Below are 13,740 nucleotides of genomic sequence, written 5' to 3'. Positions count from 1 at the left end.
CCGCCTGCCGGCCTGGCTGGTGGACCGCTGTGAGGAATCAGGACGACCAATGGGTTTGATGCGTTATTCGACGGGGGCTGCGCTCGCGGCGTTCCTGCTCGCCGGTTCTGCCCATGGCCAGACGGCGCCCGCGCCCGTTCAGGCTCCCGCGCAAGGCCCTGCGGCCGGTGCGCCCAATCCTGCGGCCGAAGAGGCGCCCGCTGCCGCTCGCGCCGAACCCCAGTTCGAGATGGCCGACGGCATCGTCGCCACCGTCAACGACCAGATCATCACAGGCTATGATCTGCGCCAGCGCATGCTGATGCTGATCGCCTCGTCCCAGGTCCAGCCGACCGAGCAGAACCTGCCCGCAATCCAGCAGGCCGCGCTCAACGCCCTGATCGAAGATCGCCTGAAGACCCAGGAGATGGCCAAGTTCGAGACCCTCAGGGTCACGGACGAAGAGGTTGATGCCGAGATCGCCGAAATGGCGCGTGCGGCCGGCACGGCGCCCGCCGCCTATCTGCAGTTCCTGCAACAGGGCGGCATCCAGCCCGCCGCCTTCCGCGAGAACCTGCGCACCCAGATCGGCTGGGGCCAGCTGATTCCCGGTCGTTTCAACAGCCGCGCCCGCGCCAGCACACTTCAAGTCGACCAGGAAGTTCGTCGCCTGAACGAAGCCGCCTCCAAGCCCCAGTTCCTGATCGGTGAAATCTACATCGACGCCGCGCGCGTCGGCGGCGCACCGGCTGCGCTGAACGGCGCGCGCCAATTGGTGCAGCAGATCATCGGCGGCGCGCCTTTCCAGGCCGTCGCCCAACAGTTTTCCTCGGCCCCGTCCGCCAACGCCCGCGTCCCCGGCGACGCCGGCTGGATCGTCAGGGATTCGGTCCAGCCGGCCGTCCAGGCGGTGCTCGACCAGCTTCAACCCGGCCAACTGTCCAACCCCATCGTCGTCGATGGCGGCGTCTACATCATCTATCTGCGCGACAAGCGCGATGGCGCCGCAACCAGCCTGGTCTCGCTGCGTCAGGTCATGGTCGAACTGCCCGAAACCGCGTCGGAAGCCGATGTCGCGGCCGCCGGCGCCAAGCTGGAAGCGATGCGGAACGGCCTGACCTGCGACAACATCATCTCCCAGGCGCGCGCGAACGAGGGCGTCCTCGGCGCCGACCTGGGCGAATCCGACGTCGCCAACCTGGCGCCCCAGTTCCAGCAGTTCGCCCGCACCGGCGAAATCGGCACGGTCTCCACGCCGATCCGCACGCCGCTGGGCCTGCACCTCGTCGCCGTCTGCGGTCGCCGCGTGGGCGGCCCGGAGGCGCCGAACCGCCAGCAGGTCGAAAACCGCCTGCGCAGCCAGAACCTGGCGGTGCTGGAGCGTCGCTACCTGCGCGACCTGCGCAGCGACGCCCTGATCGAGTTCAAATGACCCCAGCGGTCGCGCCTCTGGTCCTGACGCTCGGCGAACCCGCCGGCGTCGGGCCCGAGATCGTGGCCGCCGCCTGGAAGGCGTTGCACGCCCAGGCCCTCGCCTTCGTTGTCATCGGCGACGCAGCCTTGCTGCGCGCCCAGGGTGTGCCGGTGGTCGAGGTCACCCTGCCCAGCGACGCTCAAAGTCGTTTCGCCTCGGCGCTTCCGGTCATCCACCGCCCCCTTCCCGCACCGGTCGAGGTCGGAAGGCCCGATCCTGCCAACGCCTCCGCCGTCGCGGACGGGATCGAGGAAGCCGTCAGCTTCGCCCTGTCCGGCGAGGCGTCCGGCGTCGTGACCGCCCCCATCGCCAAGGCGCCGATGTACGCCTCGGGTTTCCGCTTTCCCGGCCATACCGAGTTCATCGCCGAACTGACCGCCGACGCCCCCTATCCCGGCACGCGCGGCCCGGTCATGATGCTGACGGCGCAAAGTCTGCGCGCCTGCCTGGTCACCATCCACGTCGCATTGGACCAGGTGCCCGAGTTGGTCACGGCCGAGCGCGTCGCCCGCACCGCCCGCGTCGTCCATGAAAGCCTGAAGCGCGATTTCGCCATCGTCCGTCCGCGCCTGGCCATGGCCGCCCTGAACCCGCACGCTGGCGAAGGCGGCGCCCTGGGGCTTCAGGAGATCGACATCCTGATCCCGGTCGCCCAACAGCTCCGCGCCGAGGGCATCGACATCACCGATCCCAGACCCGCCGACACGATGTTCCATGACGAAGCGCGTGCGACCTATGACGCCGCCATCTGCATGTACCACGATCAGGCCCTGATCCCCGTCAAGACGCTGGATTTCTGGGGTGGCGTGAACGTGTCTCTGGGCCTGCCCATCATCCGCACCTCGCCCGACCACGGCACCGGTTTCGACATCGCCGGCAAGGGGATTGCGCGTCCCGACAGCCTGATCGCCGCCATTCGTCTGGCATCGGATATGGCGGCGGCCCGCGCCGCGCGCTAACAGGGCCTGTGACCGACCTTCCCTCCCTCCGCGAAACCCTCGACGCCCACGGCCTTTCGGCCAAGAAGAGCTTCGGCCAGCATTTCCTGCTGGACCTCAATGTGACGCGCAAGATCGTGCGCATGGCCGGCCCGTTCGACGGCCGGGCCGTGATCGAGGTCGGCCCCGGCCCCGGCGGCCTGACCCGCGCCCTGCTGGAATCCGACGCCGGCCCCGTGGTTCTGGTGGAAAAGGATCCGCGCTTCATCCCCCTGCTGAGCGAACTGGACGACGGCTCCGGCCGCCTGACCATCGTCGAGGCCGACGCGCTGAAGGTGAAGGAGGCCGATCTGGTGTCCGGTCCGACCCATATGGTCTCCAACCTGCCCTACAACGTCGGCACACCCCTGCTGATCAAATGGCTGACCGGTCCCTGGCTGCCGCACAGCCTGACCCTGATGTTCCAGAAGGAGGTCGCCGAACGCGTCGCCGCAGGGCCAGGCGAGGACGCCTATGGCCGTCTGGCGGTCATTTCCCAGGCTGTCTGCACCGCCCGCATCGTCATGCACCTGCCCGCCGCCGCCTTCACCCCGCCGCCGAAGGTGGCCTCGGCCGTGGTCCATCTGGTCCCGCTGGACGAACGCCCGTCGCCCGAGCGCCTGAAGAAGCTGGAACGCGTCACCGCCGCCGCCTTCGGCCAGCGCCGCAAGATGCTGCGCTCCAGCCTGAAACAGCTCGGCGGCGCCGCCCTGTGCGAGGCCGCCGGCATCGAACCGGATGTGCGGGCTGAAACGGTGGATGTCGCGGGCTTCCTGCGTCTGGCGGATGCCCTTGCCTGAGACCCTTGCCATGACCGTCGAACCCTTCCGCGCCATCTCCGTCAGCCGCTTGGCGCACCAGCTGAAAGCCGAAGGCCGGTCGATCATCCACATGGAGTTCGGCCAGCCCTCGACCGGCGCCCCCGCCGCCGCCATCGCCCGTGCGCACCAAGTGCTGGACGCCGACGCCATGGGCTATTGGGAAAGCCCCGACCTGCGCGCCCGCATCGCCCGCCTCTATGACGACCGCTACGGCGTCACAGTCGATCCGAACCGCATCCTGCTGACCTGCGGCGCATCGCCGGCCCTGGTCCTGGCGCTCAGCACCCTGTTCAAGCCCGGCGACCGCATCGCCCTGGCCCGTCCCGGCTATGTCGCCTATCGCAACACCCTGCGCGCCCTGCATCTGGAACCGGTCGAGATCGCCTGCGGACCCGAGACCCGGTTCCAGCTGACCGCCGCCCAGCTCCAAGCCCTGGATCCCGCCCCCGCCGGCGTCATCATCGCCAGCCCGGCCAATCCGACCGGCACCATCATTCCAGACGCCGAACTCGCCGCCATCGCCGAGCTCGGTCGGGCGCGCGACATCGCTATCGTCTCGGACGAAATCTATCACGGGCTCAGCTACGTCGGCCCGACCCCGTCGATGCTGCAGTTCGCCCCCGACGCCGTGGTGATCAACAGCTTCTCCAAATACTGGAGCATGGCCGGTTGGCGCCTGGGCTGGCTGCTGGTCCCCGAAGCCCGGATCGACGCCGCTCGCGCCTATATCGGCAACATGTTCCTGACCCCGCCCAGCCTCAGCCAGCACGCCGGCCTCGTCGCCATGGACGCGGTCGATGAGCTGGAAGGCCATATCCAGAACTACGCCCGCAACCGCCAACTGATGCTGGACGCACTGCCCACATTGGGCCTGAAGAAAATCGCGCCACCGGACGGCGCCTTTTACATCTGGGCCGACATCGGCCATCTGACGGACGACAGCGTGGCCTTCTGCGAACGATTGCTGCGCGACACCGGGGTCGCCACTGCGCCCGGCGTCGACTTCGACCCGGTCGACGGCCATCGCTTCATCCGCTTCAGCTTCGCCGTCTCGACGCCGGAGATGGAAGAGGCGCTTAACCGCCTGCGCCCCTGGTTCGCCGCCCTGGCCTAAGCGGCTTCGGCCTGCGCGCCCGACGACGTCGCCTTGTGCAAGGCGTCGTAAAGTTTCCGAGGCTCCAGCGGCTTGGCCAGCCAGTCCGTCATCCCGGCCGCATAACAGGCCTGAACCTGTTCGGCCTCGGTCCCCGCACTGAACCCGATCACCGGCACAGCAGCGTTGATGCCCCCTGACGCTCGCAGACGGCGCGTCGCCTCGTTGCCGTCGATGCCCGGCATGTTCACGTCCATCAGCACCACGTCGAACGGCCGCTCGGCCAGCAGAGCCAGCGCCAGATGACCGTCCGATGCGGTCGCCAGATCGACGTCCAGCGGCTGGAGCACCAGGGCGATGGTGCGACGGTTGATCTCGTGATCGTCCACGGCCAGCACCCGGATGCGGCGGGCCAACACCGGCGCCACGGCATCCAGGCTGTTCTCGGCTTGCGTCGGCTCGCCCGCAGGCAGGTCTATGCACAGGGTGAAGGCCGCCCCCTGCTCCGGCACGCTCTCGACCGTCAGGTCGCCGCCCATCAACCGCGCCAGTTCACGGCTGACGGTCAGGCCCAGCCCCGTCCCGCCATAGGTGCGCGCCACCTCGGCCGATCCTTGCGCGAACGGCGTGAAGAGCCGGCTCATGGCTTCGGGCGTGATTCCTGCCCCCTGATCGGTGACGATCAGGGTCAGACGATGGCGGCCGTCGGCGCGAGGCGCTGCGGCCTGCAGCCGGATCGTGCCGGCCGGCGTGAACTTGATCGCGTTCGACACCAGATTGTTGATGATCTGCCGCAGACGATAGGGATCGCCCCGCAGCCAGACGGCGTCACCCTCGCCCCCCGACATCTCCAGCGTCAGTCCCTTCTCGGCCGCCGGCGCCGCCCAGAACCGCGCTGTGTCGCGCACCAGGTCGCCCAGTTCGAAGTCGCGACTCTCCATCGACATCGCCCCGGCCTCCATCTTGGAGTGATCCAAAAGGTCGTTCAGCATCCCGGTCATCAGCTGGCCGGCGTCAATGATCAGGTCGGCGGTCTCCTCGCGCTGCTCGGGCAGCTTGCCCCCGCGAATGACATGGGCGCCGGCCAGGATGGCGCTGACGGGCGTGCGCAGTTCGTGGCTTACGATGGCCGCCATCGCCGCGCGATCCGCCATGGCCGCCTGCGCCTGCTCCAGCCTCTGCTCGGCTTCTGCGCGCGACTGGATCTCGGCCTGACGTGCAGCGTGCACCCGCCAATAGACGTTCAGGATCGCCCCCGCGAACAGGGCGGCCGACAGGGTCATGACCACGACGCCGTGGGTGTCGCCCTGAAGGATCTTGACCACAGGCATCAGCGCCAGCACCATCAGATACGGGCCACCGCCGATGAAGAAGATCGAACGCGAGCCGATCCCGGACGCCACATTGGTCAACAGACCGCCCGCCAGCGTCAGGGCTGCCAAGGTCACCAGGGCCGGATGATTGGAAGACCAGATGATCAGCGCCATACCGCCATAGGTCGTCGCCATCAGGGTCGTAGAGGCCAGGGCCAATGCGACCCAAAACCGTCGACGAGAAGGTTCTGCACGCCTGGACGGCGCCATGGCGATTAATTCGAACGCTTGAACCAGCAGCGCGACGGCAAGCCAGAGGGGAATCCACCGCCCCATGTCGGCCGCATACATCGCCCAGGCGACCACGACTGCCAGCAGAAGCCTCACTGGAACCTGCTTGACGCGTTCCTTGGCGCTGCTGGCCAAAAGAGGCCCGATTGAATCCAGAAAGCGCATGATACCCCCGTTCACCGCCTGACGTTAGGTCAAGAGGGCGAACAGGACGTAAACCTCGCGCGTTCGGCCGCTAGGGAATGTCCCCTATCGCCGCATTTACCGTCTGAAACCTTCTGTCCGGCAAAACGGCTTCAGTAGCGTAGCGTTGAGTAACCCGCAGCGCCGCCGGTCACCCCCACGGCTTGCGGCGCTGCTTTTTTATTCAGACGACCTCGCGCAGCAGCGCGGTGCGATAGTCCTCGACCCACAGGTTACGGAACCGGCGCGACCGCTCCGCATGATAGATGTGGGCCAATTCGGCGTAAGATCGGTCGAAGTCCTCGTTCACCAGCACATAGTCGAAGGCGTCGCAGTGTTCGATCTCGCCCTTGGCGTTGGCGACACGGCGCTCGATCACGTCGTCGGCGTCCTGCGAGCGCGTCACCAAGCGTCGGCGCAGCTCTTCCAGACTGGGCGGCAGGATGAAGACGCGCACGGCGTCCTCCGGGCATTTCTCGGCCACGTCGCGCGCGCCCTGCCAGTCGATGTCGAACAGGACGTCGCGACCCTCGGCCAGCGCCCGATCCACCGGCGCGCGCGGACTGCCGTAGCGATTGCCGTGAACGTCCGCCCATTCCAGGAAGGCGTCCTGGTCGATCAGCCGCTGAAACTCGTCGTGCTCGACGAAATTATAGTCGCGCCCATGCACCTCGCCCGGGCGAATGCCGCGCGTGGTCATGGAAACGGACAGCTCCAGGCCGCCGTGATCCGCCATCAACCGGCGACACAGCGACGTCTTGCCGGCGCCCGACGGGCTGGCGACGATCAGGAGGACGCCCCGGCGGGGCGTGCGTTCATTCGACATTCTGGACCTGCTCACGCAACTGTTCGATGACGGCCTTGAGCTCCAGGCCGATTCCGGTGAGCGCGGTCGTAGCGGATTTCGAGCACAGCGTGTTGGCCTCACGCATGAATTCTTGCATCAAGAAGTCGAGTTTGCGCCCGGCGGGCGCCGAGGCCACAAGCTGGCGCGCCGAGGCGACGTGCGCCGTCAGCCGATCCAGCTCCTCGCGCACGTCCGCCTTGGTCGCCAGGGCGGCGGCCTCCAGAAAAATTCGGTCTTCCAGGCCGGGCGCATCCGGCGCCAGCTCAGAGATTCGACGCGTGAAACGCTCACGAATGGCCTCGACCTGGGTCGCCGCCTCGCCCTCGGCCTGCGTCGTCAGCGTTTCGATTCGGGTGATGAAGTCTTCCAGCACCGGCGTCAGTTGGGCACCCTCGTTCTGGCGGGAGGCCTTCAGCGCATCCAGCGCCTCTTCGACGGTGCGGGCCATGGCCGCCTCCACCGCCGCCCGCGCCTCTGGATCGTCCACCTCTTCCGGCGCCTCGATCACGCCGCGCAGGGCCAGCAGGCCATCGGCCGACGGCGGCGTCGCGCCGTCCTCGGCCAGTTCATTGGCCAGGGTCAGATAGCGCGCCAGCACCGCGGCGTTGATCGTGACCGCCGCCTCGCCCGCCTCTGCTCGTTTGGCCTGAACGCCGACAGTGACCTGGCCCCGTGCGAACCGCGCCTGGCCCGCCGCCTTGGCCGACCGCTCCAGCGCATCGAAACCATTGGGTCCACGGAACCTGACCTCCAGATTGCGCCCGTTGACCGAGCGCGCCTCGACCGACCAGGTCCAGCCCTCGCCGGCCCCGTCCGCCCGGCCAAAGCCGGTCATTCCAGATAGGCTGCTCATCGTGATCCCTGCGTCGCGCCGGCCGGAAGCGTGATCGTCGCCTGTCCGCCTGCGACGGGCGCAGCCGCCGGCTCGGCCGTCATCGGCGCCGCGCTGGTCCCCGGCGTCACAGGCGAGGCGGCCTCGGGCGGCAGGCCCGCCTTCTGGCGCTCGATCTGACGCCAGCGCGCCACGTTCTGCAGATGCTCGTCATAGGTCAGGGCGAAGGCGTGCCCCCCCGATCCGTCCGCCACGAAGAACAGGGCCGGATCGGCCGGTGGGTTCAGCACCGCCTGGACCGCCTCCTTGCCCGGATTGGCGATGGGCGTCGGCGGCAGGCCGTTGATCTGATAGGTGTTCCACGGCGTCGGCGCCAGCAGTTCGGAGCGCCGGATGCCGCGCCCCAGGGGCCGTCCCTTGGTCACCCCATAGACGATGGTCGGATCGCTCTCCAGCCGCATACCGGCGCGCAGGCGGTTCGAGAACACCGCCGCCACGCGCGGACGCTCGGCCGCCAGGGCCGTCTCCTTCTCCACGATGGAAGCCAGGATCACCGCCTCCTCAGGCGTGCGCGCGACCGTAGCCGGCGAACGCTGGCTCCACAGCAGACGCAGGTTCTCGTTCGCCGCGCGTTGCATCCGGTCGATCACCGACTGACGCGTATCGCCGCGCGAGACCTCATAGGTGTCGGGCCACAGGCTGCCTTCCTCGGGCGTCTCGGCGACCACGCCGGTCAGCACCGGCTCCTTGTTCAGGATGTCCACCGCCTGCAGAGACGACCAGCCTTCAGGCAGGGTCACGAAATGGCGCACCACCCGTCCCTCGACCAGCAGGTTCAGCACCCCGGCCAGGGACGTGCCCGACGGCACCTCGTATTCGCCGGCTCTCAGCCGACGATCCGCCCCGGTCAGGGTCGCTGCCGCGCGGAACAGGTCCGTCGAACGGATCACCCCCGCCGCCTTCATCCGCGCCGCGATGGCCGAGACCCCCGATCCGCTGGCCAGGGTCACGACCGTCTTGTCGCCCTGCCGCGCCGACGGGCCGGGCGCATAATAGATCGCCCACACCGCGATCAGCGCGGCGAGCAGGAACAGGCCGAAGGTCGCGGACGCGGTCAGCAGCGAGACCGTGAACCCCGACCGCCCGCTGGATTTCTCGACCCGTCCACGCCCGAACATCTCAGTCGACCTTCTTGAAGATCACCGAGGCGTTGGTGCCTCCGAAGCCGAAGCTGTTCGACATCGCAACATCAATTTTCATCGGCTTGGCCTTGTTGGGCACCAGGTCGATGGGCGTCTCCATCTCCGGATCGTCCAGATTGATGGTCGGCGGCGCGACCTGGTCGCGGATCGCCAGCACGCAGAAGGCCGCCTCGATGGCCCCGGCGGCGCCCAGCAGGTGGCCCGTCATCGACTTGGTCGAGCTGACGGTCAGGTTCTTGGCGTGATCGCCGGCCAGGCCCTCGATTCCCTTCAGCTCGATCCAGTCGGCCATGGTCGAGGTGCCGTGGGCGTTGACGTAATCCAGGTCCGACGGCTCCATGCCCGCCCGCTTCAGCGCCATCTTCATGGCCCGCACCCCGCCCTCGCCGTCCTCGGACGGGGCGGTGATGTGATAGGCGTCGCCGCTCATGCCATAGCCGACGACCTCGGCGTAGATCTTGGCCCCGCGCGCCTTGGCGTGTTCGTATTCCTCCAGCACCAGGATCCCGGCGCCCTCGCCCATGATGAAGCCCGCATGGCCTCGGTCATAGGGACGCGACGCCTTCTCCGGCGTGTCGTTATAGGCGGTGCACAGCGCCTTGCAGGCCAAAAAGCCCGCGATGCCGATCGGCACGACCGAGCTTTCCGCCCCACCCGCCACCATCACATCGGCGTCGTCCAGCGCGATCATCCGGGCCGCGTCGCCGATGGCGTGGGCGCCGGTGGCGCAGGCGGTCACCGCCGCATGGTTCGGCCCCTTCAGGCCGTGGCGGATCGAGATCTGACCACCGGCAAGATTGATCAGGGCGCTGGGGATGAAGAAGGGGCTGACGCGACGCACGCCCTGTTCCTTCAGGACGATGGCCGTCTCGGCGATGGGGCCCAGGCCGCCGATGCCGGAGCCCACCATCACGCCGGTGCGTTCCTTGTCCTCGTCGGTCTCGGGCTTCCAGTTCGCATCGGCCAGGGCCTCATCCGCCGCCGCGATGGCGTACAGGATGAAGTCGTCGACGCGCTTTCTGTCCTTCACGGACATGATCTTCTCGGGGTCGAAGTCGCCCTCGCCGCCGCCGCCGCGTCCATCGACGCTCGGAATCTCACCGGCGATGGTGCAGCCATAGCCCGTGGTGTCGAACGACGTGATCGGACCAATGCCCGATCGTCCCCCGACGATACCCTTCCAGCTCTTCTCGACGCCCCAACCCAGGGGGGTCAGCAGACCGATGCCCGTAACGACGACGCGGCGCATGGTGCGTGCTCCCTTATCTCCAGCCCGACCTTTCAGAATCACCGCAGATTCCCAAAGGTCAGAAACAGTAAAGGCCGCCGGGCGTCTCCGCTAGGAGCGCCGGGCGGCCCTGTGAACCGTCAGCCTGTTAGGCCGATATCGGCGACTGAGATCAGCCGGCCGACTTTTCGTCGATGAACTTGACCGCATCGCCGACCGTCTGGATGTGCTCAGCGGCGTCATCCGGGATCTCGATGTCGAATTCTTCTTCGAAGGCCATCACCAGCTCGACGTTGTCGAGCGAGTCGGCGCCCAGGTCGTCGATGAAGCTGGCCTTTTCCGTAACCTTGTCCGGATCGGCGTCCAGGTGGTCGATGACGATCTTGCGAACGCGCTCTAGGGTGTCGGACATGAGTGTCTCTCTGCCTGTTTGAAATCGCCGCGGAGGCGGGGGTAGCTAAGAAATCGCCGTCTCACGGCAGCGATGGCGACGCAAGCCCGAAAGCCCGAACCGCCGTTGCATCAAGCCCTTTAGCACAGGCTTTCGGGCTGGAAATAGTCTGTTGCGCGTCGTGATGACGGCAGACGACCTTAAATCATCGCCATGCCGCCGTTCACATGCAGGGTCTGGCCTGTCACATAGGCGGCTTCGTCGGACGACAGATAGACGGCGGCGGCCGCGATCTCGTCGCCCGAGCCCAGTCGGCCGGCCGGGATACGGCCCAGGATGGTCTCGCGCTGCTGGTCGTTCAGCACATCCGTCATCGGCGAGGCGATGAAGCCCGGCGCGATGCAGTTGACGGTGATGCCGCGCGACCCGACCTCCTGCGCCAGCGACTTGGAAAAGCCGATCATGCCGGCCTTGGACGCGGAATAGTTGGTCTGGCCCGGATTGCCGGTCACCCCGACGACCGAGGTCACGCCGATGATTCGCCCCGAGCGCCGCTTCATCATCCCCTTCACCGCCGCGCGGGTCAGGCGGAAATAGCTTTCCAGATTGACGGTCAGGACGGACTGGAAGTCCTCGTCCTTCATCCGCATCAGCAGGCCGTCCTTGGTGATGCCCGCATTGGCCACCAGGATGTCCAGCGGCGCGCCCGCCGCCGCCTCGGCCGCCGCGACCAGATTATCGACCGACTCGGGATCCGACAGGTTCGCCGTGGCGAAATGCGCTCGCTCGCCCAACTCTTTGGCCAGATCCGCCAGCACCGCCTCGCGCGTGCCCGACAGCACCACGGTCGCGCCCTGGGCGTGCAGCCCCCGCGCCACGGCCCCGCCGATCCCGCCCGTCGCGCCGGTCACCAGCGCGGTCTTGCCTGCAAGATTGAACATTTAGATTCTCCGCTCATCCCGGCGAAAGCCGGGGCCCAGTGCTTTCATGCGCAGGATGGCCGGGATCACCGTTCCTGCGCAAACCCAAACGCTCATCGCCCAAAGATCTGAGTCCCGGCTTTCGCCGGGATGAGCGGCTAAATCAAAGAGCCTTGGCGAACGCTTCCAGCTCTTCAGGCGTATTCAGCGGCAGGCTCTCGGCCTCCGGCGCAATCCGCTTGGCCATGCCGGTCAGCACCTTGCCTGAGCCGATCTCGACGAAGCGGGTCACGCCGCCTTCCGTCGCCATCCACTCCATGCTCTCGCGCCAACGCACACGGCCGGTGACCTGCTCGACCAGCAGCCGGCGGATGACTTCAGGATCGCGCTCCGGCCGCGCCAGCACATTGGCCACCACGGGCACGACCGGCGCCACGATGGTCGCCGAAGCCAGGGCCGCCGCCATCTCGTCCGCCGCCGGCTGCATCAGCGGGCAGTGGAAGGGCGCCGAGACGTTCAGCGGAATCGCCCGCGCGCCCAGTTCCTTGGCCTTCTCGATGGCTCGGTCCACGGCCGCCTTCTCGCCCGATATGACGATATTGCCGTTGTTGTTATCGTTGGCGACCACGCAGATCCCGATTTCCGAACCGGCCGCCGCCGCCGCTTCGGCCAGGGCCAGGTCGGTCTTGGGACCGATCAGCGAGGCCATCGCCCCCTGCCCCACCGGAACCGCGCGCTGCATGGCCTGGCCGCGCAGCTTCAGCAGCCGCGCCGTATCCGACAGCGAGATCGCCCCGGCCGCCGCCAGAGCAGAATATTCGCCCAGCGAGTGACCGGCGACATAGGCCGCCGTCGTCACGTCGAAACCGAACTCGACCTTCAGCGCCCGGATCGCCGCCACCGACACCGCCATCAAGGCGGGCTGGGCGTTCTCGGTCAGGGTCAACTGGTCTTCAGGCCCCTCGCGCATCAGCACGGACAGCTTCTGCCCCAGCGCCTCGTCCACCTCGGCAAAGACGTCGCGCGCAGACTGGAAGGCGTCGGCCAACTGCGCGCCCATGCCGACGGCCTGGCTGCCCTGCCCCGGAAACAGAAGTGCGAGGGTCATCGACCCCTCCCTGAATCATTGATCAAGAGCGCGGACCCGTAAGGCCAGACTTCCGTGAGGGCAAGGCGGTAGCGGCTCCGCCACGCTCACCTGCCCGTCGGCGAAGGTCGACGGGGAGGACAGGCGATCGCGTCAGCGAGCGCCAGGAGGGGGCGGCTCGGTCTCCGAAGCTGGCGTGGTCATCACCCTGTCAGAGTCGCCCCTGTGGTCGCTCCCGCGACCTGTTCTCCCCGCGCCTCCACGCGCGGAGAGGTTAAGCCAACCCGCACAAGCTCGCTTGGCCTGCGACCTTGCGGCGGCGGGAGCGGATGGAATGGGGGCGGGTCTGGAACGGCTCGTGTTGACATCGACTCATGGAGCGGTGTCGGAGGGGCGCGGGGGGGATACTCGGCCGCACTCGGGACAGTCCTCGCAGGGACTGCCGATCCGTCGCAGGCTTATGGGGTTAGGCGATAAGACCGCCACCGCTCGACGCCCCGTCCTCGGGCTTGACCCGAGGGTCAGCAGGCCAACCTTCCGCGCGGAGCGTCATACCCTTCGTCGAAACGGTACTTACAAACTCACACTCCGGGCGAAGGCCCGGCGCTCCGCCCAGCCCTCCAAGAATGGGCCTCCTTCCACGCCCCGGCTTACGCCGAGGGCGGGCTCAGACGCGTCCGGTCTTTCTCAACAGTCTATCCCGCGCCGCATTGACGCGGATGGCCAGGCCTTCGGTGCCGCCCTGATCCGGGTGGGCGCGCGCCATGGCCCGCTTCCACGCCGCGTGAACTTCGGCCTCGCTCGCGCCCGGCCCGACGCCCAGAACGGCGCGGGCGTCGGCTTCGCTGATTGGTTCGGATCGGATCACGGGCCGGATGCGCGAGGACCAGGCCAGATAGAGCCCCGCCCCCGCCAGGACCGCCGCCGTCAGCCACGACCCGCGAAACGCCGCCAGGGCGCCGCCAGCCAGCATGACTGCCCCCAGCAGGGTCGCCGTCACGCGCCAATGCGCCCGACCGCGTCGCTCGGTTTGCCGGCCCAGCCGCACCAGCGCCCAGACGGCGATCGCCGCCAGGGCCAGCCAGATCAAGGCCATCAGGAA

Annotated in this window: 13 protein-coding genes; 4 read left to right on the top strand and 9 right to left on the bottom strand. The window is 67.8% G+C overall.

The features are described from left to right. Positions 1-49 precede the first annotated feature (49 nt). Genes ACP69V_RS06085 through ACP69V_RS06070 form a run of 4 tightly spaced genes read left to right on the top strand, consistent with a single transcriptional unit; the run spans position 50 to position 4,365 of the window. Entirely contained in the window at positions 50-1,411 is a 1,362-nt protein-coding gene (locus ACP69V_RS06085; RefSeq protein WP_426023082.1) for a peptidylprolyl isomerase, read from the top strand. Beyond that, the gene (pdxA, locus tag ACP69V_RS06080; protein WP_426023081.1) at positions 1,408-2,412 is read left to right on the top strand and encodes a 4-hydroxythreonine-4-phosphate dehydrogenase PdxA; all 1,005 of its coding nucleotides are present in this window, start codon (positions 1,408-1,410) and stop codon (positions 2,410-2,412) included. The genes ACP69V_RS06085 and pdxA overlap by 4 nt, the downstream gene beginning before the upstream one ends. Before the next feature lie 8 nt (positions 2,413-2,420). Continuing rightward, a complete protein-coding gene (gene rsmA, locus ACP69V_RS06075) occupies positions 2,421-3,230 on the top strand; it encodes a 16S rRNA (adenine(1518)-N(6)/adenine(1519)-N(6))-dimethyltransferase RsmA (RefSeq protein ID WP_426023080.1) in 810 nt (269 codons plus the stop codon). 10 nt (positions 3,231-3,240) lie between these two features. Beyond that, positions 3,241-4,365 carry a pyridoxal phosphate-dependent aminotransferase gene (locus ACP69V_RS06070; RefSeq protein WP_426023079.1) on the top strand — a complete coding sequence of 375 codons (1,125 nt, stop codon included), beginning with the start codon at positions 3,241-3,243 and terminating at the stop codon, positions 4,363-4,365. On the opposite strand, the gene ACP69V_RS06065 is transcribed toward ACP69V_RS06070, so the two are convergent. From ACP69V_RS06065 to ACP69V_RS06025, 9 genes are all read right to left on the bottom strand, one after another. Next, positions 4,362-6,044 carry an ATP-binding protein gene (locus tag ACP69V_RS06065; RefSeq protein WP_426023078.1) on the bottom strand — a complete coding sequence of 561 codons (1,683 nt, stop codon included), beginning with the start codon at positions 6,042-6,044 and terminating at the stop codon, positions 4,362-4,364. The genes ACP69V_RS06070 and ACP69V_RS06065 overlap by 4 nt on opposite strands. A 271-nt stretch (positions 6,045-6,315) precedes the next feature. Then, a complete protein-coding gene (gmk, locus tag ACP69V_RS06060) occupies positions 6,316-6,957 on the bottom strand; it encodes a guanylate kinase (RefSeq protein WP_135195780.1) in 642 nt (213 codons plus the stop codon). Beyond that, positions 6,947-7,831 (bottom strand): YicC/YloC family endoribonuclease, encoded by an 885-nt coding sequence (locus ACP69V_RS06055; protein WP_426023077.1) that lies wholly within the window; start codon positions 7,829-7,831, stop codon positions 6,947-6,949. Before ACP69V_RS06055 ends, gmk begins: the two co-directional genes overlap by 11 nt. Then, a complete protein-coding gene (gene mltG / locus ACP69V_RS06050) occupies positions 7,828-8,988 on the bottom strand; it encodes an endolytic transglycosylase MltG (protein WP_426023076.1) in 1,161 nt (386 codons plus the stop codon). The genes ACP69V_RS06055 and mltG overlap by 4 nt, the downstream gene beginning before the upstream one ends. Before the next feature lies 1 nt (position 8,989). Beyond that, a complete protein-coding gene (gene fabF, locus ACP69V_RS06045) occupies positions 8,990-10,261 on the bottom strand; it encodes a beta-ketoacyl-ACP synthase II (protein WP_426023075.1) in 1,272 nt (423 codons plus the stop codon). Between the two features lie 151 nt (positions 10,262-10,412). Continuing rightward, positions 10,413-10,652 carry an acyl carrier protein gene (locus tag ACP69V_RS06040; RefSeq protein ID WP_008264317.1) on the bottom strand — a complete coding sequence of 80 codons (240 nt, stop codon included), beginning with the start codon at positions 10,650-10,652 and terminating at the stop codon, positions 10,413-10,415. A gap of 179 nt (positions 10,653-10,831) precedes the next feature. Next, positions 10,832-11,572, bottom strand: a complete 741-nt coding sequence (gene fabG, locus ACP69V_RS06035; RefSeq protein WP_426023074.1) for a 3-oxoacyl-[acyl-carrier-protein] reductase — start codon at positions 11,570-11,572, stop codon at positions 10,832-10,834. Between the two features lie 142 nt (positions 11,573-11,714). Beyond that, positions 11,715-12,659, bottom strand: coding sequence for an ACP S-malonyltransferase (gene fabD, locus ACP69V_RS06030; RefSeq protein ID WP_426023073.1), 945 nt, complete (start codon positions 12,657-12,659; stop codon positions 11,715-11,717). Between the two features lie 646 nt (positions 12,660-13,305). After that, on the bottom strand, positions 13,306-13,734 hold the full coding sequence (locus tag ACP69V_RS06025) for a J domain-containing protein (protein WP_426023072.1): 429 nt from the start codon (positions 13,732-13,734) through the stop codon (positions 13,306-13,308). Positions 13,735-13,740 lie beyond the last annotated feature (6 nt).

It is taken from the genome of Brevundimonas sp. PWP3-1b1 (genome assembly GCF_049896065.1).
GTDB lineage: Bacteria > Pseudomonadota > Alphaproteobacteria > Caulobacterales > Caulobacteraceae > Brevundimonas > Brevundimonas intermedia_B.
The sequence above is the reverse complement of the archived record's forward strand: the minus strand, read 5'-3'. Positions and strand labels throughout refer to the sequence as shown.

Bases quoted from the DNA above. Each gene is read 5' to 3' on its own strand.
- ACP69V_RS06085 (WP_426023082.1), top strand. From the start codon at position 50: ATGGGTTTGATGCGTTATTCGACGGGGGCTGCGCTCGCGGCGTTCCTG.
- pdxA (WP_426023081.1), top strand. From the start codon at position 1,408: ATGACCCCAGCGGTCGCGCCTCTGGTCCTGACGCTCGGCGAACCCGCC.
- ACP69V_RS06070 (WP_426023079.1), top strand. From the start codon at position 3,241: ATGACCGTCGAACCCTTCCGCGCCATCTCCGTCAGCCGCTTGGCGCAC.
- gmk (WP_135195780.1), bottom strand. From the start codon at position 6,957: ATGTCGAATGAACGCACGCCCCGCCGGGGCGTCCTCCTGATCGTCGCC.
- ACP69V_RS06055 (WP_426023077.1), bottom strand. From the start codon at position 7,831: ATGAGCAGCCTATCTGGAATGACCGGCTTTGGCCGGGCGGACGGGGCC.
- mltG (WP_426023076.1), bottom strand. From the start codon at position 8,988: ATGTTCGGGCGTGGACGGGTCGAGAAATCCAGCGGGCGGTCGGGGTTC.
- fabF (WP_426023075.1), bottom strand. From the start codon at position 10,261: ATGCGCCGCGTCGTCGTTACGGGCATCGGTCTGCTGACCCCCCTGGGT.
- ACP69V_RS06040 (WP_008264317.1), bottom strand. From the start codon at position 10,652: ATGTCCGACACCCTAGAGCGCGTTCGCAAGATCGTCATCGACCACCTG.
- fabG (WP_426023074.1), bottom strand. From the start codon at position 11,572: ATGTTCAATCTTGCAGGCAAGACCGCGCTGGTGACCGGCGCGACGGGC.
- fabD (WP_426023073.1), bottom strand. From the start codon at position 12,659: ATGACCCTCGCACTTCTGTTTCCGGGGCAGGGCAGCCAGGCCGTCGGC.
- ACP69V_RS06025 (WP_426023072.1), bottom strand. From the start codon at position 13,734: ATGGCCTTGATCTGGCTGGCCCTGGCGGCGATCGCCGTCTGGGCGCTG.